The organism is Pasteurella oralis (assembly GCF_002850605.1).
Taxonomy (GTDB): Bacteria; Pseudomonadota; Gammaproteobacteria; order Enterobacterales; family Pasteurellaceae; genus Pasteurella; species Pasteurella oralis.
In genome coordinates, this window is sequence record NZ_NXGB01000002.1 from 80,473 (window position 1) to 102,196 (window position 21,724).

Genomic DNA, 21,724 nt, shown 5'->3' on the forward strand with positions numbered 1-21,724 from the left:
GGCAATCAGCGCCATTTTATTTCTGTTGTTTATTCTATTTACGTGGTAGCTGAATTTGAGGTTCTTGGCTTGGACGGTATAGCACTAAAATATGACCAATTGTTTGGACTGCACAAGCTTTCGTTTCACGTACAATAGCCTCTATAATCAGTTGTTTTACTTCGCGATCAGCGCCCGCAATTTTTACTTTGATGAGCTCATGATGTGCTAAAGCGTTATCAATTTCCGCTAATACACCTTCAGTTAAGCCATTGTTACCAATCATCACGACTGGATTTAAGTGGTGGGCAAGACCTTTTAAAAATTGCTTTTGTTTAATAGATAATGTAATCGACATAATTTATCCTAATCAGAGAAAAAGTGCGGTCATTTTTAGCAAAATTTTGCATAATGACCAAAAGTTTTGATTGCGCAATTCTAACCGTAAATAGCGTTTAGAGAAAGTGATTTGATCTAATACAGGTAATATCAATATGCATCACACCGATTTTCTTTCCTCTTTCTTGTTTTCAATGAGCGTCACGTTGCCAATAGTATTAATGTTATTGCTTGGTGTTGTTTTACAAAGACGGCGCATAGTCGATGATAAATTTACAGGGCAAGCAACGAAAATTATTTTTAATATTACTTTACCGATTTTATTGTTCTTAAACATTACTAGCAATCCAGTAGATTTTCGTTCTCAATTGTTACCTATTGCTGCCAGTTTTGTAGGCACATTGTTACTTTTCATTGGCGCAGAACTGGTCGCAGCAAAATATATTATAGAAAAACAAGAGCGTGGTACTTTTGTACAGGGGGTATATCGTGGTAATAACGGAATTTTAGGTTTAGCATTATGTATTAATGCTTACGGTGAAGCAGGATTAGCACCAGCTTCGATTTATGCGGCGGCAACCATCTTTTTATTTAATGTATTAGGAGTGATCACCTTAAGTCGCTCTTTTGCTGATGGGCGAGTAAGTCTGTGGGGCATTGTCAAAAATGTGACTAAAAATCCGTTAATTATCGCTATTGTATTAGGTTATGTAGTGAATGGGATTGAATTACAATTTCCAAAAACCTTGCAAACAACAGGTAATTATCTTGCGAGTATGACTTTACCATTAGCTTTAATTTGTGCAGGCGCCAGTATCAAATTTAAAGGAATTGCCAGTGGTTCTCGAACTGTGATTTGGGGGAGCATTGGAAGAGTGATTATCGCACCAATTTTTATGGTTTGCATTGGCAAACTGTTTGGTTTATCAGGGATGAATATGGGGATTTTATTTTTAATGGCAGCTACTCCTATGGCAACAATTGCTTATGCGATGGTACGTGGTATGGGCAGTAGTGGTACCAGTGCGGCAAATATCATTGCGTTAACAACCTTAGGCGCTATCGTTACCTCTTCATTTGGATTGTTAATTTTGTCGCAATTAGGCTGGGTTTAAAGTAACCAATATTGTTGTGATACGATAGCTTGAAATAATGCCTAATAGGCTATTTAAAAAGAGGCTGAATTGTCAGCCTCTAAAACTTTTATAAAACAGACCGCACTTTTAAGATGGCAGATACTTGTTCTCCTTGTTTTAACCACTGGCTAATACGTCCTGTTTCCACACAAACCATCGTTTGATAGCCAGTTTCACTCATACCACTTGTAGCTTTATGCCATGGATTCCACAACACAACATCGGAGGCATTATGGTGTGCAATTGCAATTGTACGTTGTAATGCATTATCTACAATTGTAGTTTGTGCATTTTGAATATGATATGTGCAATCCACATTTTGGCTAATTTTACGTGGTGAAGGAACGCTCTCTTGTTGTTGAGTGAGATTACTTATCGCTGTTGTTGGTAAACCTTGTACTTCAATTTGGTGAATATCACCAATGTTGAAATAGCTATGTAGTGCCACTTGTGCAACTTCTTGACCGTAATGTGTGAAAATCACTTCACATTGTTGGCTGAAAATCATCGTCATTTTAGCTTCAACAAGATGATCTTCACTAAATAAACCGAATTCTAACTGCACTTGTTGGGTAGCAATTTGATAATCAGTGAGCTGCCATAAGCGAATACGGGCAGTACCGTGAGAAGGTGATTTTACGGGTCCAAACCAAGGATAGCAAATAGGAATACCGCCACGAATAGCATTACCTTGTTGAAAAGGTTCAATTTCACTTAGCCAGATGACATCTTGTTCAACGCCAGCAGGTTTCCAGCTAAATAGATGGGCACCTTGTAATGAAATATGTGCTGAACCGACTTGATGCTGTAAGCTAATCACTGGAATTTGATTATATTGGTACAGGCTAAGTTCAGGTGTAATTTGTTTGATTAATTGGGGTTGGACTGGATTTTGCATAAAGCCTCTTAATACTGTTTTTTTATTCAGTGTGTTATTTAGTGATAGGGGAAAATCTGCTACACTATGCCACAATTTTGATATAAATCTGAAAAATAATGGCGAATATTGAACAAATAATCAAGGTCTTTTCCGAACAGGGGGCGTTAGATCAAACCATCCAAGGCTTTCGTCCTCGTGCAGAGCAATTGGAAATGGCAAGTGCTGTTGCAAAAGCAATTAAAAATAAGAAAGCATTAGTTGTGGAAGCAGGAACTGGTACAGGCAAAACCTTTGCTTATTTGGCGCCAGCATTATTAGCAAATAAAAAAACGATTATTTCAACAGGTTCAAAAAACTTACAAGATCAATTATTTAAACGTGATTTACCTGCCATTAAAAAAGCACTTAATTACACGGGAAAAATTGCCTTATTAAAAGGACGTGCCAATTATTTGTGTTTGGAACGTTTAGATCAGTTAATTGCACAAGGTGTGTTAGGCGATCGTACAGTATTAGCTGATTTAGCCAAAGTAAGACAGTGGAATAATGCAACTAAAACAGGTGATCTGACGGAATGTATTGAACTTGCGGAAGACAGTCCTATTTTGTCACAACTCACTAGTACGGCAGATAGCTGTTTAGGTACTGACTGTCCCAATTATGGTGATTGCTATGTCGCGTCTGCGCGTAAGCGTGCGTTAAATGCGGATTTAGTGGTAGTGAATCATCATCTCTTTTTTGCTGATCTCGCAGTAAAAGAAACGGGTTTTGGGGAGTTAATTCCACAAGCGGAAGTGATTATTTTTGATGAAGCTCATCAATTACCAGATATTGCTAGCCAATATTTTGGTCAGTCTATAAGTTCTCGTCAATTATTTGATTTGTGCAAAGATATCAATATGGTTTATCGCACTGAGATTAAAGATATGGCACAGCTCGGTACAGCTTCTGATCATTTATTAAAAACCGTGCAAGATTTTCGTTTAGTGCTTGGTGAAGGTAATTTACGTGGTAATTGGCGTGAATTATTAGCACAGCCCACAGTTAAAAATAGCTTTGAGCATCTGCAAGAAAAAATTGATTTTGTATCACAAGTCGTGAAGTTAGCCTTAGGACGTTCACAAACGTTGGACAGTATTTTCGAGCGCTTGGAAGCAGCCAAAATCCAACTAAAGCGTTTAGCCGATACGGCTATTATTGGTTATTGTTATTGGTATGAAACAATCGGTCGTCAATTTGGCTTGCACATTACACCGTTAACAGTGGCAGATAAATTTGGTGAAGAGATGCAAAAGCGTGAAAGTGCATGGATTTTCACTTCTGCGACTTTAGAAGTTGGCGGCACTTTTGAGCATTTCTGTCAGCGTTTAGGAATTAGCCATGCTGAGCAGAAAATTTTACCTAGCCCATTTAATTATCCAGAACAATCTTTACTTTGTGTGCCTCGTTATTTACCTAATACGAATCAATCACATACTTTAAAGCAACTGGGTGAAATGCTATTACCAGTGATTGAAGCGAATAAAGGACGTTGTTTTGTACTTTGTACTTCTTATATGATGATGCGTGGTTTAGCGGCGTATTTTCGTGAACAGAGTAGTTTGTTGATTTTGCTACAAGGCGAAACCTCTAAAACCCAATTACTAGACCAATTTGTTTCTGAACAACATGCTGTGTTAGTGGCAACTTCCAGTTTTTGGGAAGGCATTGATGTCCGTGGTGATGCACTTTCTTTAGTGATTATTGATAAATTACCTTTTACAGCGCCAGATGAACCTTTATTAAAAGCACGAATTGAAGACTGTCGTTTACAAGGTGGCGATCCTTTTAATGATATTCAAATTCCTGAAGCGGTGATTAGTTTAAAACAAGGTGTTGGGCGTTTGATTCGTGATGTGACTGATCGTGGCGCAGTAATTATTTGTGATAGCCGTTTAGTTATGCGTGCTTATGGTGCCACCTTCTTAAAAAGCTTACCTAACTTAACGCGTACCCGTGATTTAAACAAAGTGGTACAATTTCTGATGAAAATTCAAGATGGATAATAAGAATGAATAATTTAACGCTATTAGCATTAGATACCTCAACTGAAGCTTGTTCAGTTGCATTACTTTATAAGGGTGAAAAAACAAGCTTAGATGAATTAGCGCAGCGTACTCATACGCAACGTATTTTACCTATGGTAGATACATTATTAGCGCAATCTGGCATTAGTTTAAAACAAGTCGATGGCTTAGTTTTTGGACGTGGACCGGGTAGTTTTACTGGTGTACGTGTTGGTGCAGGTATTGCTCAAGGCTTGGCTTTAGGTGCAGATTTACCTGTTATTCCGATTTCTAATTTGACCGCAATGGCACAAGCAGCATATGAGAAGCTTGGTGTAGAACAGGTGTTGAGTGCAATTGATGCACGTATGAACGAAGTTTATTTTTCACAGTTGAAAGCACAAAAAGTGCGGTCAGATTTTGGCGAGTTTTTAGATTGGCAAGTTGTCAGTGCAGAACAAGTACTAAGTCCTGAGAGCGTTACCGCACAATTAGATCTATTGACTGGGGAATGGAAAACAGTGGGAACAGGATGGGCTGCCTATCCTCAACTCGCCACTATTGCAGTTGGGCGAGAAACAGATATTGTGTTACCTTCTGCACAATATATGTTATCTCTAGCCCTATTGAAGTGGCAGCAAAAACAAACAATGAGTGCATTAGAAATTGAACCGATTTATTTACGCAATGAAGTGACTTGGAAAAAATTACCGGGACGTGAATAAATTTTGAATTGAGTAAGTGTAACGGAGGTAAATTATGCAAAAACTGACCACACTTTTCATGTCTGTGTTGTTAACAGGCTGTATCATGGCGCCGAAAGGGCTTGAGCGTGATCAATTCACGATACAACAGTTAGAGGCAATCACTGAGCAAGATTATGCTTGTCGATGTAAACAGGTACGTTTAGGTGGAAAAATTTTGTCGGCAACAGCATTAAAAGGACAAATGAGATTAGAAATTTTAAGTCTACCGATCATTTCACTTTCTGCTAAACCACATTTATCAGCACAAACTAATGGACGTTTTATTACTTATCTTGATGGTTTTATTGATCCTGCTAGTTTGAAGGAGCAATTTATTACAGTAAAAGGTCGATTACAAAAACAAGAAGTTGGTAAAATTGATCAAGTAGATTATACCTATCCTGTTGTTATGGCAAATCATTACAAACTATGGAAATTAGTACCAGAATATTACTATGACCCAGATGAAATGGCAGATTGGCGAGAAAGCCGCCGTCGTGGTTGGGGATATCCATTTTGGCGACCTGAACCACGAGTGCGTTATGGTTTATATTAAAATAAATATGTTGAGAGTAAGCGGAACGAGTGTTATTGGTAAGACCAGTCATAAAATTTCTTACTTCGCATCACCGTGACGATTAAGTTATAATTTCGAGCAATTTTTGTTAAAAATAAGGATATAAAATGGAAAAACCTTGGTTTAAAAATTATCCAGAAGGTTCACCAAGAGAGTTGGACACGTCGAAATATGATTCACTCCTTGATATGTTTGATAATGCTGTTCGCCAACATCCAGACCGTGCAGCTTATATCAATATGGGACAAGTATTAACTTTTCGTAAATTAGAAGAACGTAGTCGAGCTTTTGCCGCTTATTTACAAAATGAATTGAAACTTAAACGTGGTGATCGTGTTGCATTGATGATGCCAAACTTATTGCAGTATCCTATTGCATTATTTGGTGTATTACGTGCAGGTATGGTTGTTGTCAATGTAAACCCTCTTTATACGCCACGCGAATTAGAACATCAATTAAAAGACAGTGGTGCCACTGCGATTGTTGTCGTATCAAATTTTGCTTCAACATTAGAAAAAGTTGTATTTAATACTGATGTCAAACATGTGATTTTAACTCGTATGGGCGATCAACTTTCATTTGGTAAACGGACTTTAGTCAATTTTGTTGTTAAGTATATTAAGAAGCTAGTACCAAAATATAAGCTACCAAATGCAGTGACATTTCGTGAAGTCCTCAGTGTGGGAAAATATCGTCAGTATGTACGCCCACAAGTTGAGCGCAAAGATTTAGCTTTCTTGCAATATACGGGAGGTACGACAGGTGTTGCAAAAGGCGCAATGCTTTCACATGGGAATATTATCGTGAATTTATTCCAAGCGAATTGGATTGCAGAGCCTTTTGTAGGTGATCGTATAAAAGAGCGTAAAGCCATTATTGCACTGCCGTTGTATCATGTTTTTGCATTGACAGTGAATTGTTTATTGTTTATTGAACTTGGTATTACTGGGGTATTGATTACTAATCCGCGTGATATTGATGGTTTTATTAAAGAATTAAAAAAACATCGTTTTGTTGCAATTACAGGAGTGAATACTTTATTTAATGCCTTACTGAATAATGAAAATTTTAAAGAGATTAATTTCTCTTCTTTGAAACTTTCTGTAGGGGGAGGGATGTCAATCCAACAATCTGTAGCAACGCGTTGGCATGATACGACGGGCTGTAACATTATTGAAGGTTATGGAATGACGGAATGTTCGCCACTGATTGCGGCTTGTCCAATTAATATGGTGAAACATAATGGTAGTATCGGTGTGCCAGTACCTAATACGGATGTACGTATCATTAAAGAAGATGGGCATGAAGCTGAGCTTGGTGAAGCTGGTGAATTATGGGTGAAAGGTGATCAAGTGATGCAAGGTTATTGGCAACGCCCAGAAGCAACAGCTGAAGTACTGCAAGATGGTTGGTTAGCTACGGGTGATATTGTTGTGATGGATAATGACTATTATTTGCGTATCGTTGATCGCAAAAAAGACATGATTTTAGTTTCAGGTTTTAATGTGTATCCAAATGAAATTGAAGATGTTGTTATGTTAAATTATAAAGTATCAGAAGTCGTCGCGATAGGTGTGCCAAATGAAGTTTCGGGCGAAACGATTAAAATCTTTGTGGTGAAGAAAGATGAAAGTTTAACACGTGACGAACTACGTAGACATTGCCGCCAACATCTGACGGGCTATAAGATTCCAAAAGATATCGAATTCCGTGATGAGTTACCAAAAAGTAATGTTGGTAAAATTTTACGCCGAGTGTTACGTGATGAGGAGCTGGCAAAACGCCCAGCTGAGTAATTCTCATTCATTTAATTTATTGGGGGCAGGATAAGCCCCTAATTTGTCGTATTAAGATGAACAGTCAAATAAAAGAAATTAAAAATAAACCGCACTTTAAGGTGATTACTACAGATCTCGCGTTAGCAGAGGTTTGCCATATTGCACAACAAAAAGCAGTTATCGCATTAGATACTGAGTTTGTTCGTATCCGAACTTTATACCCCCAATTAGGTTTAATTCAACTTTATGATGGTGAACAAATTAGCTTAATCGATCCTATGGCGATTCAAGATTTTTCACCTTTTGTTGCGTTATTAGCGAATAAAGGAGTATTAAAAGTTTTACATGCTTGTAGTGAGGATTTAGAGGTTTTCTTGCATTATTTTAATCAGTTACCAGTACCCATGCGAGATACACAAATCATGGCAAGTTTTTTAAACTTTGCTAACTCTATTGGCTTAGCAACCTTAATTCAGCATTATTTCCATTTAGAAATTGATAAGGGGGCTTCTCGTACAGATTGGCTTGTTCGCCCGCTTTCTGATAAACAATTAGTCTATGCAGCAGCTGATGTTTGGTATTTGTTACCATTGTACCAACGTATGCAACAAGATTTGGCTAACACTATTTGGCAAAAAGCAGTAGAAAATGACTGCGATCTACTATTAGCGAAAAGAGAGAAAAGTAAAGATCCTGAATTGGCTTACTTAGCAATTCCAAATGGATGGCGCTTGGATGCATTACAATTAATGCGTCTTAAACTCTTAGCAAAATGGCGGCAAGAAGAAGCAATGAAAAGAGATCTCGCTTTGAATTTTGTTGTGAGATCTGAACATTTATGGCAACTAGCAAAATATAATCCAAAGCATACTTCCGAATTATTAGAGTTAGGTTTAACAACACAAGAAGTACGGATTCATGGTAAGAAATTATTGCATATTCTGACACAAGTGAAACGAATTGATCCGACAGAATATCCTGAAAAAATTATTCGTATTGTCGATGATCCGCGTTATAAAAAGGTATTGAAAGCATTACAAGAGAAATTAAAATCTTTACCCCCTCCAGGTTTAGCTGTAGAAGTGATTGCAAGTAAACGCAGTTTAGAAAGCTTAATTAAGTGGTGTTGGTTAGAGAATGAATCGACAGAAAACTTACCAGATTTACTGATTGGTTGGCGTAGAGAGTTTGGCTTAGCATTATTAGCGACATTAAAAAATTACGAATAGGTTTAAAATACAGTAAAAGTAAACCGCACTTTGAACAATCAAAGTGCGGTTTGTTTTTAGCAAATTTTGAAGATTATTGTGTGGCTTGGATTGCGGTTAATGCAATAGTATACACAATATCATCAACTAATGCGCCACGTGATAAATCATTCACTGGTTTACGCATGCCTTGTAACATCGGTCCAATAGACACTAAGTCTGCAGAACGTTGTACCGCTTTATAGGTTGTGTTACCTGTATTCAAGTCAGGGAAGATAAATACAGTTGCTTTACCTGCAACAGGTGAGTTAGGCGCTTTGGAACGCGCAACATCTTCCATAACCGCCGCATCATATTGTAACGGACCATCAATGACTAAATCTGGACGCTTTTCTTGCGCAAGGCGTGTTGCTTCTTTCACTTTTTCAACATCAGCCCCACTACCAGAGGTGCCCGTAGAGTAAGAAATCATTGCCACTTTTGGATCGATACCAAAGGCTTTCGCTGAATCCGCAGATTGAATCGCAATTTCAGCTAATTGTTCTGCAGTTGGATCTGGGTTGACTGCACAGTCCCCATAAACCAATACTTGATCTGGTAATAACATGAAGAAGATAGAAGAGACAATTGAATTGCCCGGTGCCGTTTTAATAATCTGCATTGGTGGACGAATGGTATTTGCAGTAGTATGAACTGCGCCAGAAACCAGACCATCCACTTCATTGGCTTCTAACATCATCGTGCCAAGTACCACGTTATCTTCTAGTTGTTCACGTGCCGAATCTTCAGTCATCCCTTTGTTTTTACGTAGCTCAACTAGGCGAGCAACATAGTTTTCCCGTACAGTTGCTGGATCAATGATGGTAATCCCTTTGCCTAATTGCACACCCTGTGCTTCAGCCACGCGCATCACGGATTCTGGGTTTGCTAATAAGACACATTCTGCAATGCCACGTTCAGCACAAAGTGATGCTGCTTTTACTGTACGAGGTTCATCACCTTCTGGCAGGACAATACGTTTTTGCGCCTGGCGTGCGAGTTCAGTTAATTGGAAACGGAATGCTGGCGGTGATAGGCGGCGTAAACGAGATGAGACTGCTGCAAGTGAATCCACAAATTCACTATCAATGAGTTCACTGATATAGTTTTTAATTTTTTCAATACGCTCTTTATCATCAACTGGCACTTCTAAGTTAAAACTTTGTAAGGCAAGCGCAGTTTGCCATGTGTTACCTTCAACGCGGAAAATTGGTAATCCTGTACTTTCAATTGCATGTTGACACAATTTTTTAATTTGACTATCAATTTTGTAGCCACCAGTTAAAAGGACACCCGCAATTTCTACGCCATTGCTTGCTGCTAATGCTGCTGCCACAATCACATCAGGGCGATCAGCAGAAGTTACTAACAGACTACCTACACGGAAGTGTTCTACCATATTGGTTAAATTACGTGCACAGAAAGTAATGCCACGGATACGACGCTCACTAATTGCACCTTCATGAATAATTGCAGCACCTAAATGCTTAGCCAAATCAATGGCACGTGTTGCGATGAGATCGGCACTCCAAGGGATACAAGCTAGAATCTTGATTGGACTTTTTTCAAAGAGTTGATAAATTTCAGAAACTTGATTTTGTGTGTGTTGGAATGAATCAAAAATTTCAGCTAAATCAGGACGAGTACGACCAGACTCATCAATTGGCGCGTTAAATTTATTAATTACTACACCTAATAAATTTGGATTATTTTTGCTACCAAAGAGGGAAGCTGCCGCTTTAATACGCTCTTTTAATTCGGCATGGGTTTCTGTTGCTGGTGCAGCAACTAAGATAATTTCTGCATCAAGTGCCTGTGCAATTTCATAGTTAATGCTATTGGCATAAGAATGTTTGCGTGTTGGGATTAAACCTTCTACTACAATGATTTCATTGTTTTTGGCAAGTTGTTGATGGTTTTCAACAATTTTTTCTAACACAACATCCGATTGGTTTTGACCAATTAGTGATTCCGCCACGCTTAACATAAATGGTTCGGCAGTTTCAATTGTTGTACTGGTACGGATAATTGATGTAGTACGATCAATGGTATCTTCGCCTGAGTTTGGTTGAGAAATTGGTTTCATGAAACCAACTTTTGCCCCTTTTTGCTCTAAAGCGTGAGTTAAACCTAAGCTCACACTTGTTAAACCAACGCCAGCGCTAATTGGGATAAGGATAATTGTACGTGACATAATAAACCTTAAATTTGTGGATTGTTTATAACAAAAAGAAACTGCCGATAAATCGGCAGTTCATTGATCTATTTTAGATACAAAGACGAGCTGTATCCTGTGCAATAACAAGTTCTTCGTTAGTTGGAATAACGATAGCAATAGGTGTATTGTCTGCTGTAATCACACCTTCGTTACCAAAGCGAGCGGCTTTGTTCTTCTCTGAATCAACTTGGTATCCAAAGAGTTTCAAGTGATTTAATGTCAACTCACGTACTAAAGATGAGTTTTCACCAATACCACCAGTAAATACGATTGCATCTAAACGCTCACCAATAACTGCCATGTAAGAACCAATGTATTTAGCTAAACGGTAACAGAATACGTCTAATGCGCGTTTTGCTGCTGCTTCTTTGTCATAGTTATCTTCGGCATAACGGCAGTCGCTAGTGACTTCTGTTAAGCCTAATAAGCCTGATTTTTTCGTTAATAATGTATTAATTTCATTAACAGATAAACCAAGATTGTCATGAAGATAGAAAAGAATTGCAGGATCAAGATCACCAGAACGTGTTCCCATGACTAAGCCCTCTAATGGCGTTAGACCCATTGACGTGTCAATACATTTACCATGACGGATCGCTGCAATTGAAGCACCATTACCTAGATGGCAAGTAATCACATTGACTTGATCAGCAGGAACGTTTAAACGATTTGCTGCCTCTTGGCTAACAAAGAAATGGCTTGTACCATGTGCACCATAGCGGCGAACACCATGTTCTTTATATAAAGAATATGGAAGTGCGTATAAATAAGCTTGCTCAGGCATTGTTTGATGGAATGCAGTATCAAATACCGCCACATTTTTATCTTTTAAATGTGGGAACATTTTGAATGCTTCTTCAATACCAATGAGATGTGCTGGGTTATGTAATGGGGCAAATTGAACGGCGTCTTTAATACCTTGGACAACTTCATCTGTAATCACTACAGAAGAAGTGAATTTTTCACCGCCGTGAACAATACGGTGACCAATCGCAACGATATCATCTTTCAATGATGGATCTAATGGGAAAATATTATTTACAATAAAGTTGAGTGCTTCACTGTGTGCAGCTCCTGCACCTAAATCAGCGTTACCTTTTTCACCGTGTAATTTCCATTTAATACGTGCATCGTCTAAATGGAATGCTTCAGCTAATCCCGATAATTTTTCATCACCAGTTTGTGGATCTAAAATTGAGAATTTTAATGAAGAACTACCACAGTTTAAGATTAGGACTAATTTTTGAGACATAAGAGACCTATTATTTGATTTTAAGTTAAAAAAATTATTCGCTCAATAATTGAGCGAATAGGCAGATGAAAATCTGATGGCTATAGAATACACCTTTCATACAATAAAATAAATTCAATAACAGATAAAAATTAGACATTTATCAAAAAAATTATCAAAACTTAAACATTTTTTGCAATTGTTCAAACATAAAGGAAAGTTGATGTTAAATTGAGCTGAATATTTGACTAAATTATGTTATGTTTATGTTGTTATCGTATTACAAAGGTACTATGCAATAGCACAATGAGTTTTTTTATTTTTTTTAAAAAAGGTCAGCATTATTTAAAGAGTTGGCCATTGGAAAGTAAGCTAGGAATGATTTTTCCCGAAAATCGAGTGATTAAAGCAACGGCTTTTGCGCAAAAGTTTATGCCATTTTTAGCCGTGTTTGCAGTCACATGGCAACAAGTTTACGCGAAATCCGATATGGGTGCATTAGCAATTGCCGTGTTAACAGCAATTTTCGCATTGCTGATTCCATTGCAAGGTTTGTATTGGTTAGGTAAACGTTCTATTACGCCTTTATCCCCACGAAGTGCGGTCTGGTTTTATGAAATTTGTGAGCGATTAAAGCAAGCAAACGAGGTCTTGCCTATCGTAAAAGAGCAACCAAACTACCAGAATTTAGCTGATGTGCTAAAAAAAGCGCAGCGAAAACTAGATAAAGCTTTTTGGCAAGAATTATAAGTTATCTTGAACTTGTCATGTTGTCTTGCTTGTTTTATTTAAGCCTTTTTCTTTTTTCACTTATGTTCAATTTTCTTGAAATTTTTACTACGCAAACGTTTTCTTTTTTTGTAGAATAGCGCTGGCGAAAATTCGAGAGTTTTTTAGAGATATGCCAATGATTGATTATATTATCATCGCCATTATTGTATTTTCGATTATTATCAGTCTGTTACGTGGATTTATCCGAGAGGTCATGTCACTTGTGAGTTGGGTTGTTGCATTTCTTGTGGCAAGCCATTTTTATCCTTATCTCGCTAATTATTTAACTCAAATCGAGTCACTTTATATACGTAATGGAAGTGCAATTGCAATTCTATTCGTTGCTACCTTAATTGTTGGTGGGATTGTGAATTATGTTTTAGGTGAGTTAGTGGATAAAACGGGATTAACAAGTACAGATCGTGTTCTTGGTGCATGTTTTGGATTACTTAGAGGCGTATTAATTGTGGCGGCATTGTTATTCTTTATGGATACATTTACGAATTTCAGCCAAAGTGATTGGTGGAAAGAGTCAAAATTAATACCGCACTTTGGTTTTATTGTTGAATGGTTTTTTCAACAATTACAAGCTGGTTCTAGTTTTATAAACTCAACTTTAAATAAATAGAGGATAAGCACGAATGTGTGGTATTGTTGGTATTGTTAGCCAAAATCCTGTTAACCAACTGATTTATGATGCGTTAACATTATTACAACATCGAGGACAAGATGCCGCGGGTATCGTAACGGTAGATGATGAAAATCGCTTTCGTTTACGTAAAGCTAATGGTCTAGTCAGCGATGTATTCGAGCAAGTACATATGTTGCGTTTACAAGGTAATGCTGGCATTGGACATGTTCGTTATCCTACTGCTGGAAGTTCTAGTGTTTCAGAAGCACAACCTTTCTATGTCAATTCACCTTATGGTCTAACTTTAGTTCACAATGGTAATTTAACCAATTCTGCCGAGTTAAAAGAAAAATTATTTCGTTTAGCACGTCGTCATGTGAATACCAATTCTGATTCAGAATTATTGCTTAATATCTTAGCAAATCATCTTGATAAATTTGAAAAATACCAATTAGATGCAGATGATATTTTTACTGCAATTAAGCGGACACACAAAGATATTCGTGGTGCTTATGCTTGTGTGGCAATGATCATTGGACATGGTATGGTCGCATTTCGTGATCCAAACGGTATTCGTCCTCTAGTCTTAGGCAAACGTGAAGAAAAGGGTAAAACAGATTATATGTTTGCTTCGGAAAGTATTGCATTAGATACGGTCGGCTTTGAATTTGTGCGGGATATTCAGCCTGGTGAAGCGGTTTATGTGACGTTTAATGGGGATATCCATTCGGTACAATGTGCCGAAAATCCGAAGTTAACGCCTTGTATTTTTGAGTATGTTTATTTTGCGCGCCCAGATTCTTGTATCGATGGTGTATCTGTTTATGCTGCTCGTGTACATATGGGACAACGTTTAGGGGAAAAGATTGCGCGAGAATGGCAAGATGTTGATGATATTGATGTTGTTATTCCCGTACCAGAAACCTCTAATGATATTGCATTACGTATCGCTCGTGTATTGAACAAACCATATCGGCAAGGTTTTGTGAAAAATCGTTATGTTGGACGTACTTTCATTATGCCAGGACAGGCACAACGTGTGAGTTCAGTACGCCGTAAATTGAATACTATTGCTTCTGAATTTAAAGATAAAAATGTCTTATTAGTAGATGATTCTATTGTAAGAGGGACAACTTCTGAGCAAATCATCGAAATGGCAAAAGCTGCTGGTGCGAAGAAAATTTATTTTGCTTCAGCAGCACCTGAGATTCGCTATCCAAATGTGTATGGGATTGATATGCCAACTAAACATGAGCTGATTGCTTATGGTCGTGATGTGGATGAAATTGCAAGATTAGTTGGTGTGGATAAATTGATTTTTCAAGATTTAGAGGCATTAACGAGTTCTGTGCAACAAGAAAATCCGGCGATTGAAGAATTCGATTGTTCAGTATTTACAGGGTATTATGTCACAGGTGATATTACACCTGAATATTTAGATAATATTGCACAACAACGTAATGATATAGCAAAGAAAATGCGTGAAAAAGACGCGGCTAATCTTGAAATGCATAATGAAAAATAAGTAACTTTGGATTGATAGAGGAGAACTCTCTCCTCATTTTTATCACATCTTCTTGATATGACATCTCTCAATGGGCTAATGAGTTTGTTTTAAAGCTGTCTACGCTAGACAAAAGCTTGTGGTTCATTTTTTCTAATATTTTATGGCAAAGTATATTGCCATCTAGATCAATATTATTTATAACTAAATTCTATTATACCGCCTACATGATTAAAATTTAGCTTAAAATGAGGTGTAATACATGTGGTTAAATAAATAGTCAGCCTATCATGAACATTGATTGATTTTGGTGCATCTATTTATTTGTGTCATGAGTATATTTTTTAATTTTAAATTTAAATAACCTAAGTCTAATCTATTATTTTTTCTTTTGATATTTTAGTCAATTTAACTTGTTTTAGATAAGCTTTTTTACGTATTGTTGTTAAATTAGATCTTTCATTTTTTAAATACTACGAGTAGAAATAATACGTAATCAAATATGAAGTATGCTAAAATCTTGCGTTAATATTACAATATGTTCCCTCTTAGTTATCATGAAAAATGACAAACAACGGCTAATTATTGCTATTTCCGGCGCTTCTGGTGCAATTTACGCGATCCGCCTATTGGAGGTATTAAAACCTCTTGTACATATAGAAACACATTTGATCATTAGCAATGCAGCAAAACAGACAATTGCAGCGGAAACTGCTTACAGTATTCAACAGATTAAAGCACTTGCAGATGTGAATTATGATATTCGAGATATCGCAGCAGCGATTTCTTCGGGATCTTACCGCACTTTAGGCATGATTATTGTGCCTTGTTCAATTAAGACCTTATCTGGTATTGCACACAGTTATACAGATGATCTCATAACCAGAGCAGCAGATGTGTGTTTAAAAGAACGTAAGCCATTAGTACTTTGTGTGAGAGAGACGCCATTACATTTAGGGCATTTGCGTTTAATGGCACAGGCAGCAGAAATTGGCGCCCAAATTACTCCATTAATGCCAGCTTTCTATCATCATCCAAAAACAGTACAAGATATTGTTGATCAAAGTGTGAACCGTTTATGTGATCAATTTGGCATTGAATTAGAACAAGATTTATTTCAACGTTGGTGCAGTAAAGAGAAGAGATAAGCATTGCCTGTATTAAACAGGCAGTTTTATTTCACGAATAGACATAGTTAAGCCATCAATCATTAATAATCGACCACAGAGATTTTTCCCAATTTTTAACCGCACTTTGATTGCTTCTAGCGCTTGAATGGTACCGACAATACCGACAATTGGTGCGAGTACACCAGCTTCAACACAACTTAATACATTTTCACCAAATAGCTGACTTAATTGGCGATAAGTTGGTGTATTTTCTTCATAAGTAAATACGCTAACTTGTCCTTCCATACGAATGGCAGCACCTGAAATTAAAGGTACTTTAGCTTGTTGACAACAAGTATCGAGTTGGTTGCGAATCTCTACATTGTCTGTACAATCTAGCACTACGTCAAAGTGCGGTATGATTTCAGCCAGTTCTACAGAGGTCAGCTTTGCATTAATTGTGTCAATTTGAATATGTGGATTTAAACGTTGTAAGGACTGTTTGGCTGATTCTACTTTTGGCATATTTAAACGGCTATCATCATGTAAAACTTGGCGCTGTAAATTAGAAAGTGACACTGTATCAAAATCCAAAAGTGTTAAATGACCAATACCTGCGGTCGCAAGGTATTGGCTTGCAGCACAACCTAAACCACCTAAGCCCACGATCAGCATTCTGCTTTGTTTTAACTTTTCTTGACCATCAAAATCGACGGCTTTTAAGATAATTTGACGGTTATAACGTAGCTCTTCTTGATAGGAAAGTTCAGTCATATTAGCTCATTAAATGGTTAAAGGGTTCAATAGTCACAGTTTCGCCCGCTTCTACATTCGCACGTTCGCGTTCTAACACAATAAAGCAATTGCTTTTCACAAATGAACTGAATAAATGGGAACCTTGAAAGCCAATAGGTTGTACTTCAATTACACCTTTTTCATTGACTTGATAAAAGCCACGTTGAAAATCTAAGCGTCCTGGGACTTTTTTTATTTTTGTGGCTGCAATAGCGGAAAAACGTTGTGGCGCTTGCCATTGGCTATGACCACTGAGCTTTGCAATTACAGGCTGGACTAATTGATAAAAAGTCGCAAGTGCAGATACAGGATTACCCGGCAAACCACAGAACCACGCATTTTCTAATTTACCAAACGCGAAAGGTTTACCAGGTTTCATTGCTATTTTCCAGAAATTGATTTGACCCACTTTTTCTAGTACGGTTTTAGTAAAATCGGCTTCCCCAACAGAAACCCCACCACTTGTAATCACTAAATCGGCTTGTTGTTGTGCTTTAATAAAAGCTTGTTCAAATTCTTGCTCATTATCAGGCAAAATACCAAAATCTAATACTTCACAATTTAGCTTCTCAAGCATTAATTTAACAGCAAAACGATTGGTATCATAAATTTGCCCTTCATGTAAAGGTTGACCAACAGGTACTAACTCATCACCCGTCGATAAGATTGCCACTTTTAATATAGGAAAGGTTTTGACTTGTGAAATACCTAGGGAAGCGAGTAAAGGAAGAGAAATCGCATTTAACAAAGCTCCTTTTGCGAGTACAACATCTCCTTGCTTGACATCTTCGCCAATTTTACGAATATTCTGACCAAGTTTAATACGTTCTGCAATAAAGGTCACTGTACCGTCCTCATTCAATACAGTTTCTTCTTGCATGACAACTGCATCTGCATCTTCTGGTAGCATTGCTCCCGTCATGATACGCACCGCACTTAATGCTGGCCACGCTTGTTTAAATGGATTACCTGCAAATGATTTGCCCGCAACTGCTAAAGTTGGTGATTTTGCTAAATCGGCTAGACGTACGGCATAGCCATCCATTGCTGAATTATCAAATGAGGGGACATTAATTGGAGAAATAATATCTTCAGCGCAAATACGATTTGCAGCCTGAGTTAATGAACATAATTCAACATTCTGCAGCGTTGGCTCTGGTAATATTTCTAACATTTGAGCAAGCGCTTGTTCAAGAGGTAACATAATTTGAATCCTTTAATGCATTTCAAGATGTCATGTATTTTATACTAAAAACTTTTCATACCATATAGCGATTATTCTCATTTTATTATTAAGCAAGAGTTTGTTAGAATGTGCGGATTATTTATCGGGAGTGTTAAATGAATAAGATTTCGCCAGAAGCAGAAAAAGTCCGTAATGCATTATTAAGTAAAGGGATAGAAACCCCAATGATAGTGCCAGTTCAACATAAAGATGAACGTCGAGTTGGGATTGAAAATCACATGCGTGAAGTGATGAAATTAATTGGTTTAGATTTATGCGATGATAGTTTAGAAGAAACGCCGGTACGTTTAGCCAAAATGTTTATTGATGAGATTTTTAGTGGAATGGATTATGCTAACTTCCCGAAAATTACTAACATTGAAAATCGAATGAAAGTCAGTGAAATGGTCTTGGTTAATGATATTACGCTAACCAGTACTTGTGAACACCATTTTGTCACTATTGATGGAATAGTCTCTGTTGCCTACTATCCTAAAAAATGGGTGATAGGCTTATCGAAAATTAATCGCATTGTGTCTTTTTTTGCTCAACGCCCGCAAGTACAAGAGCGTTTAACTGAGCAAATTTTATTAGCGTTTCAAACCATTTTAGAAACGGAAGATGTCGCTGTATATGTAAAAGCAACGCATTTTTGTGTTAAATGTCGTGGCATTAAAGATACGAATAGCTACACAGTCACGTCGGCGTTTGGTGGCGTATTCTTAGATGATCGTGAAACACGTAAAGAATTTTTAACACTCATTAATAAATAACGAAATTTTATTAAAACTGACCGCACTTAAAGCCCCTTGAGTTAATCGCAAGGGGCTTTGTTGTATGAGCTACAAGCACGAGTGATAAATGAAAGTATTTCTAGTCATGTCTAGAGTAGAAAGAGCTTTATTGGATTTTATCTAGTTAAAAATGTGAGATAAGTAGCAGAAGAACTTTTTTCTGCTTTAGCAATCTTCTAGATACAAGTATAATGTGATGTTTATGCATCAATTAGTAGGAAATATATCAATGAAATTTATCTCTTTTAATATCAATGGGTTGAGAGCAAGACCACACCAGTTAGAGGCAGTTATTGAACAGCATCAGCCAGATGTATTGGGATTACAAGAGATCAAAGTGGCTGACGAAGCATTTCCTTATGAATTAGTGGAACATTTGGGTTATCACGTTTTTCATCATGGGCAAAAAGGACATTATGGTGTGGCATTGCTAACAAAAGAAAAACCAAAGGCAGTGCGCAAGGGCTTCTCAACTGACAGTGATGATGCTCAAAGGCGCATTATTATGGCTGATTTAGAAACTGGTTTTGGTTTATTAACCGTAGTAAACGGTTATTTCCCACAAGGTGAAAGTCGCCATCATGAAACTAAGTTTCCTGCAAAAGAAAAATTTTATGCAGATTTACAGCAATATTTAGAAAAAGAACACCCAGCAGAGAATCCGATTATTATTATGGGCGATATGAATATCAGCCCAACAGATTTAGATATTGGTATTGGTGAAGAGAGTCGTAAGCGTTGGCTACGTACAGGAAAATGCTCTTTTTTACCAGAAGAAAGAGAGTGGATGAATCGTTTATACGCTTGTGGTTTAGTTGATACTTTCCGTCATTTAAATCCAGAAGTGAATGATAAGTTTTCGTGGTTTGATTACCGCTCTAAAGGATTTGATGATAACCGCGGACTGCGTATTGATCATATTATTGCGAATCATGCTTTAGCTACACGCTGTGTTGAGACGGGGATTGCATTAGATATTCGAGCAATGGATAAACCTTCTGACCATGCACCTGTGTGGGCTGTATTTAAATAAGGTAAGATGATGACATTAGAACAAAGTTGGCAAAATTATCGCTCAATGGTAAATGATAAATTGGCCATCTTTTCAATTAATCTTGAAATTTTAAAAAAATTTCCCTCAGAAACAAGTCATAAAGTCATACAATTTCAGTTTTCATATCAAGCTGATGAAAATCAATTGCCTGCTCCAGAAGCCTATCAGGATTTAATGGAGCAAGTATTTAAAGTATGGACTCAGTTGTGCGCTTTACCAAATACTTTATATGCAGGACATGTTTTGTCGGCAGGAAAAGCACAGCTATATTTTTATTGTGAGTATGTTGAGCCTTTTTTAGATGTACTACAACAGTTTGACAATATTGAGAAGATCAATATTCAAGATGATCCTAATTGGGATATTTATTTTGATTTTTTATTACCATCTCCATTAGAAATGAAAATTAATGCAACAGAAGAAGTATTAGATTTACTTGTTCAAAATGGACGCGATCTTGCTGATACTTATTTGATTGAACATGGTTTTCATTTTGAAGATGAAAATAATATGTTTCGTTTTATGGAACATGTAAACCTACAAAATATGGATTTCATTTCAATGCAATACAGTAATACACCTGTCATTATTGATGATGAAATACCATTTTATGTGGTGAAGTTAGAGCAAGAACTCAGTTTAGATAGCGCAGATATCTTTAAGTATGTTGAGGAATTTGAAAATATAGCTTCCCAATTTAATGGCGAGTATGTGGGTTGGGAATGTGATTCATTACATAATAAAGAACAGTTAAATTAAATACGATAATCTATGATGGAAAAAATAAAGAATATTATTAAGGAAAAACTAGATCTGCCTATCTCATCGATATTACAAGTGTCTTTTTTAGGTGGGATGACCAATAAAAATTATATTGTCAGTACGCAACAAGACAGCTATGTTGTAAGAATTCCGGGGGCGATGACTGAAAGTTTAATTATCCGAGATAATGAGGCTGTAAATAGTATTGCAATGTCTAAAGCTGGGTTTAATGTTGAAACTTGTTTTTTTGATGCAAAGTCAGGCATTAAAATTACTCAATATTTGTCAGAAAGTTGTACACTAGATCATCAAAATGTTAAAACATTTTCTAATTTGAAACTTATTGCAGAGAAATTATATTTACTTCATCAATCCCCAATTAAATTGGCTAATCGATTTAATGTTTTTGAGGAATTTGATAAATATATCAATTTACTTAAAAATAAAGATGCTTTTTATCAATATAGTGAAAACATGCCAGAATTATTGGCTTTTTTCCAAATGATTAAAACTGATTTTTCTTACAATCAATCTTTTCTTGCTGTTTGCCATAATGATTTAGTTCCAGAAAATATCCTTTTAAAAGGAGAACAAGTTTATTTTATTGATTGGGAGTATTCTGGTATGAATGATCCTATGTTTGATCTTGCTGCGTTCTTTTTAGAAGCGAAATTGAATAAAGCAGAACAAGATTTCTTTTTACAATGTTATTTCAAGAAACAAGAAGATATTGAAGAAGCATTAATGAAGATTGCTTTTTATCAATTTACTCAGGATGTTTTGTGGTTTGTTTGGACACTCGTGAAAGAAGAAAATGGAGAGTTCTTTGAAGGTTACGGTAAGAATCGTATTGAAAGAGCAATTGCTTTTATGAAAACTTGGAAAGCCCAAGAGGTGTAAGTA

General features: G+C 36.8%; 20 protein-coding genes. 14 read left to right on the forward strand and 6 right to left on the reverse strand.

Annotation, left to right across the window (positions count from 1 at the left end):
* Positions 1–34 precede the first annotated feature (34 nt).
* Positions 35–337: a ribosome assembly RNA-binding protein YhbY gene (gene yhbY / locus C0975_RS02775; protein ID WP_101774881.1), complete on the reverse strand. Its 303-nt coding sequence runs from the start codon at positions 335–337 to the stop codon at positions 35–37.
* A 136-nt stretch (positions 338–473) separates the two neighbouring features.
* Here yhbY and C0975_RS02780 point away from each other — a divergent pair, with 136 nt between their 5' ends.
* Entirely contained in the window at positions 474–1,433 is a 960-nt protein-coding gene (locus C0975_RS02780; protein ID WP_101774882.1) for an AEC family transporter, read from the forward strand.
* Between the two features lie 88 nt (positions 1,434–1,521).
* Here the strand turns inward: C0975_RS02780 and C0975_RS02785 are convergent, their stop codons facing one another.
* Entirely contained in the window at positions 1,522–2,352 is an 831-nt protein-coding gene (locus C0975_RS02785) for a D-hexose-6-phosphate mutarotase (RefSeq protein ID WP_101774883.1), read from the reverse strand.
* Positions 2,353–2,450: 98 nt separating this feature from the next.
* On the opposite strand from C0975_RS02785, the gene yoaA reads away from it, so the two are divergent.
* The 5 genes from yoaA to rnd all read left to right on the forward strand — a co-directional run bounded on the left by yoaA (position 2,451) and on the right by rnd (position 8,709).
* Positions 2,451–4,379, forward strand: coding sequence for a DNA repair helicase YoaA (gene yoaA, locus C0975_RS02790; RefSeq protein ID WP_101774884.1), 1,929 nt, complete (start codon positions 2,451–2,453; stop codon positions 4,377–4,379).
* Positions 4,380–4,384: 5 nt separating this feature from the next.
* Positions 4,385–5,104, forward strand: coding sequence for a tRNA (adenosine(37)-N6)-threonylcarbamoyltransferase complex dimerization subunit type 1 TsaB (gene tsaB, locus C0975_RS02795; RefSeq protein ID WP_101774885.1), 720 nt, complete (start codon positions 4,385–4,387; stop codon positions 5,102–5,104).
* Positions 5,105–5,138: 34 nt separating this feature from the next.
* Complete coding sequence (locus C0975_RS02800) at positions 5,139–5,681, forward strand: Slp family lipoprotein (RefSeq protein ID WP_101774886.1); 543 nt, start codon at positions 5,139–5,141, stop codon at positions 5,679–5,681.
* Positions 5,682–5,809: 128 nt separating this feature from the next.
* Entirely contained in the window at positions 5,810–7,498 is a 1,689-nt protein-coding gene (fadD, locus tag C0975_RS02805; RefSeq protein ID WP_101774887.1) for a long-chain-fatty-acid--CoA ligase FadD, read from the forward strand.
* A 56-nt stretch (positions 7,499–7,554) separates the two neighbouring features.
* The gene (gene rnd, locus C0975_RS02810; RefSeq protein ID WP_101774888.1) at positions 7,555–8,709 is read left to right on the forward strand and encodes a ribonuclease D; all 1,155 of its coding nucleotides are present in this window, start codon (positions 7,555–7,557) and stop codon (positions 8,707–8,709) included.
* A gap of 73 nt (positions 8,710–8,782) precedes the next feature.
* On the opposite strand, the gene pta is transcribed toward rnd, so the two are convergent.
* Together pta and C0975_RS02820 are read right to left on the reverse strand one after the other, a co-directional pair.
* On the reverse strand, positions 8,783–10,921 hold the full coding sequence (pta, locus tag C0975_RS02815; protein WP_101774889.1) for a phosphate acetyltransferase: 2,139 nt from the start codon (positions 10,919–10,921) through the stop codon (positions 8,783–8,785).
* Positions 10,922–10,994: 73 nt separating this feature from the next.
* Positions 10,995–12,197, reverse strand: coding sequence for an acetate kinase (locus tag C0975_RS02820; protein WP_101774890.1), 1,203 nt, complete (start codon positions 12,195–12,197; stop codon positions 10,995–10,997).
* A gap of 285 nt (positions 12,198–12,482) precedes the next feature.
* Between C0975_RS02820 and yfbV the strand changes: the two genes are divergently transcribed.
* From yfbV to C0975_RS02840, 4 genes are all read left to right on the forward strand, one after another.
* Positions 12,483–12,926 (forward strand): terminus macrodomain insulation protein YfbV, encoded by a 444-nt coding sequence (gene yfbV / locus C0975_RS02825; protein ID WP_101774891.1) that lies wholly within the window; start codon positions 12,483–12,485, stop codon positions 12,924–12,926.
* 157 nt (positions 12,927–13,083) lie between these two features.
* On the forward strand, positions 13,084–13,575 hold the full coding sequence (locus C0975_RS02830; RefSeq protein WP_101774892.1) for a CvpA family protein: 492 nt from the start codon (positions 13,084–13,086) through the stop codon (positions 13,573–13,575).
* Between the two features lie 13 nt (positions 13,576–13,588).
* Entirely contained in the window at positions 13,589–15,103 is a 1,515-nt protein-coding gene (purF, locus tag C0975_RS02835) for an amidophosphoribosyltransferase (protein ID WP_101774893.1), read from the forward strand.
* A gap of 536 nt (positions 15,104–15,639) precedes the next feature.
* Entirely contained in the window at positions 15,640–16,230 is a 591-nt protein-coding gene (locus tag C0975_RS02840) for a UbiX family flavin prenyltransferase (protein WP_101774894.1), read from the forward strand.
* A 12-nt stretch (positions 16,231–16,242) separates the two neighbouring features.
* Here the strand turns inward: C0975_RS02840 and moeB are convergent, their stop codons facing one another.
* Together moeB and moeA are read right to left on the reverse strand one after the other, a co-directional pair.
* A complete protein-coding gene (moeB, locus tag C0975_RS02845) occupies positions 16,243–16,965 on the reverse strand; it encodes a molybdopterin-synthase adenylyltransferase MoeB (protein WP_101774895.1) in 723 nt (240 codons plus the stop codon).
* A 1-nt stretch (position 16,966) separates the two neighbouring features.
* Positions 16,967–18,190 carry a molybdopterin molybdotransferase MoeA gene (gene moeA, locus C0975_RS02850; protein ID WP_101774896.1) on the reverse strand — a complete coding sequence of 408 codons (1,224 nt, stop codon included), beginning with the start codon at positions 18,188–18,190 and terminating at the stop codon, positions 16,967–16,969.
* Between the two features lie 137 nt (positions 18,191–18,327).
* On the opposite strand from moeA, the gene folE reads away from it, so the two are divergent.
* From folE to C0975_RS02870, 4 genes are all read left to right on the forward strand, one after another.
* Positions 18,328–18,984 (forward strand): GTP cyclohydrolase I FolE, encoded by a 657-nt coding sequence (gene folE, locus C0975_RS02855; protein ID WP_101774897.1) that lies wholly within the window; start codon positions 18,328–18,330, stop codon positions 18,982–18,984.
* A gap of 250 nt (positions 18,985–19,234) precedes the next feature.
* The gene (xthA, locus tag C0975_RS02860) at positions 19,235–20,038 is read left to right on the forward strand and encodes an exodeoxyribonuclease III (RefSeq protein WP_101774898.1); all 804 of its coding nucleotides are present in this window, start codon (positions 19,235–19,237) and stop codon (positions 20,036–20,038) included.
* A 9-nt stretch (positions 20,039–20,047) separates the two neighbouring features.
* Positions 20,048–20,818, forward strand: a complete 771-nt coding sequence (locus tag C0975_RS02865) for a TIGR01619 family protein (RefSeq protein WP_101774899.1) — start codon at positions 20,048–20,050, stop codon at positions 20,816–20,818.
* Positions 20,819–20,830: 12 nt separating this feature from the next.
* Entirely contained in the window at positions 20,831–21,721 is an 891-nt protein-coding gene (locus tag C0975_RS02870; protein ID WP_245853286.1) for a choline kinase family protein, read from the forward strand.
* Positions 21,722–21,724: the final 3 nt, after the last annotated feature.

What these genes read in the sequence shown, in the direction of transcription:
- fadD (WP_101774887.1), top strand. Translation starts at nt 5,810, where the DNA reads ATGGAAAAACCTTGGTTTAAAAATTATCCAGAAGGTTCACCAAGAGAG.
- pta (WP_101774889.1), bottom strand. Translation starts at nt 10,921, where the DNA reads ATGTCACGTACAATTATCCTTATCCCAATTAGCGCTGGCGTTGGTTTA.
- yfbV (WP_101774891.1), top strand. Translation starts at nt 12,483, where the DNA reads ATGAGTTTTTTTATTTTTTTTAAAAAAGGTCAGCATTATTTAAAGAGT.
- C0975_RS02865 (WP_101774899.1), top strand. Translation starts at nt 20,048, where the DNA reads ATGACATTAGAACAAAGTTGGCAAAATTATCGCTCAATGGTAAATGAT.
- C0975_RS02840 (WP_101774894.1), top strand. Translation starts at nt 15,640, where the DNA reads ATGAAAAATGACAAACAACGGCTAATTATTGCTATTTCCGGCGCTTCT.
- C0975_RS02780 (WP_101774882.1), top strand. Translation starts at nt 474, where the DNA reads ATGCATCACACCGATTTTCTTTCCTCTTTCTTGTTTTCAATGAGCGTC.
- C0975_RS02800 (WP_101774886.1), top strand. Translation starts at nt 5,139, where the DNA reads ATGCAAAAACTGACCACACTTTTCATGTCTGTGTTGTTAACAGGCTGT.
- yoaA (WP_101774884.1), top strand. Translation starts at nt 2,451, where the DNA reads ATGGCGAATATTGAACAAATAATCAAGGTCTTTTCCGAACAGGGGGCG.
- C0975_RS02830 (WP_101774892.1), top strand. Translation starts at nt 13,084, where the DNA reads ATGATTGATTATATTATCATCGCCATTATTGTATTTTCGATTATTATC.
- purF (WP_101774893.1), top strand. Translation starts at nt 13,589, where the DNA reads ATGTGTGGTATTGTTGGTATTGTTAGCCAAAATCCTGTTAACCAACTG.
- C0975_RS02820 (WP_101774890.1), bottom strand. Translation starts at nt 12,197, where the DNA reads ATGTCTCAAAAATTAGTCCTAATCTTAAACTGTGGTAGTTCTTCATTA.
- moeA (WP_101774896.1), bottom strand. Translation starts at nt 18,190, where the DNA reads ATGTTACCTCTTGAACAAGCGCTTGCTCAAATGTTAGAAATATTACCA.
- xthA (WP_101774898.1), top strand. Translation starts at nt 19,235, where the DNA reads ATGAAATTTATCTCTTTTAATATCAATGGGTTGAGAGCAAGACCACAC.
- tsaB (WP_101774885.1), top strand. Translation starts at nt 4,385, where the DNA reads ATGAATAATTTAACGCTATTAGCATTAGATACCTCAACTGAAGCTTGT.
- rnd (WP_101774888.1), top strand. Translation starts at nt 7,555, where the DNA reads ATGAACAGTCAAATAAAAGAAATTAAAAATAAACCGCACTTTAAGGTG.
- C0975_RS02785 (WP_101774883.1), bottom strand. Translation starts at nt 2,352, where the DNA reads ATGCAAAATCCAGTCCAACCCCAATTAATCAAACAAATTACACCTGAA.
- yhbY (WP_101774881.1), bottom strand. Translation starts at nt 337, where the DNA reads ATGTCGATTACATTATCTATTAAACAAAAGCAATTTTTAAAAGGTCTT.
- C0975_RS02870 (WP_245853286.1), top strand. Translation starts at nt 20,831, where the DNA reads ATGATGGAAAAAATAAAGAATATTATTAAGGAAAAACTAGATCTGCCT.
- folE (WP_101774897.1), top strand. Translation starts at nt 18,328, where the DNA reads ATGAATAAGATTTCGCCAGAAGCAGAAAAAGTCCGTAATGCATTATTA.
- moeB (WP_101774895.1), bottom strand. Translation starts at nt 16,965, where the DNA reads ATGACTGAACTTTCCTATCAAGAAGAGCTACGTTATAACCGTCAAATT.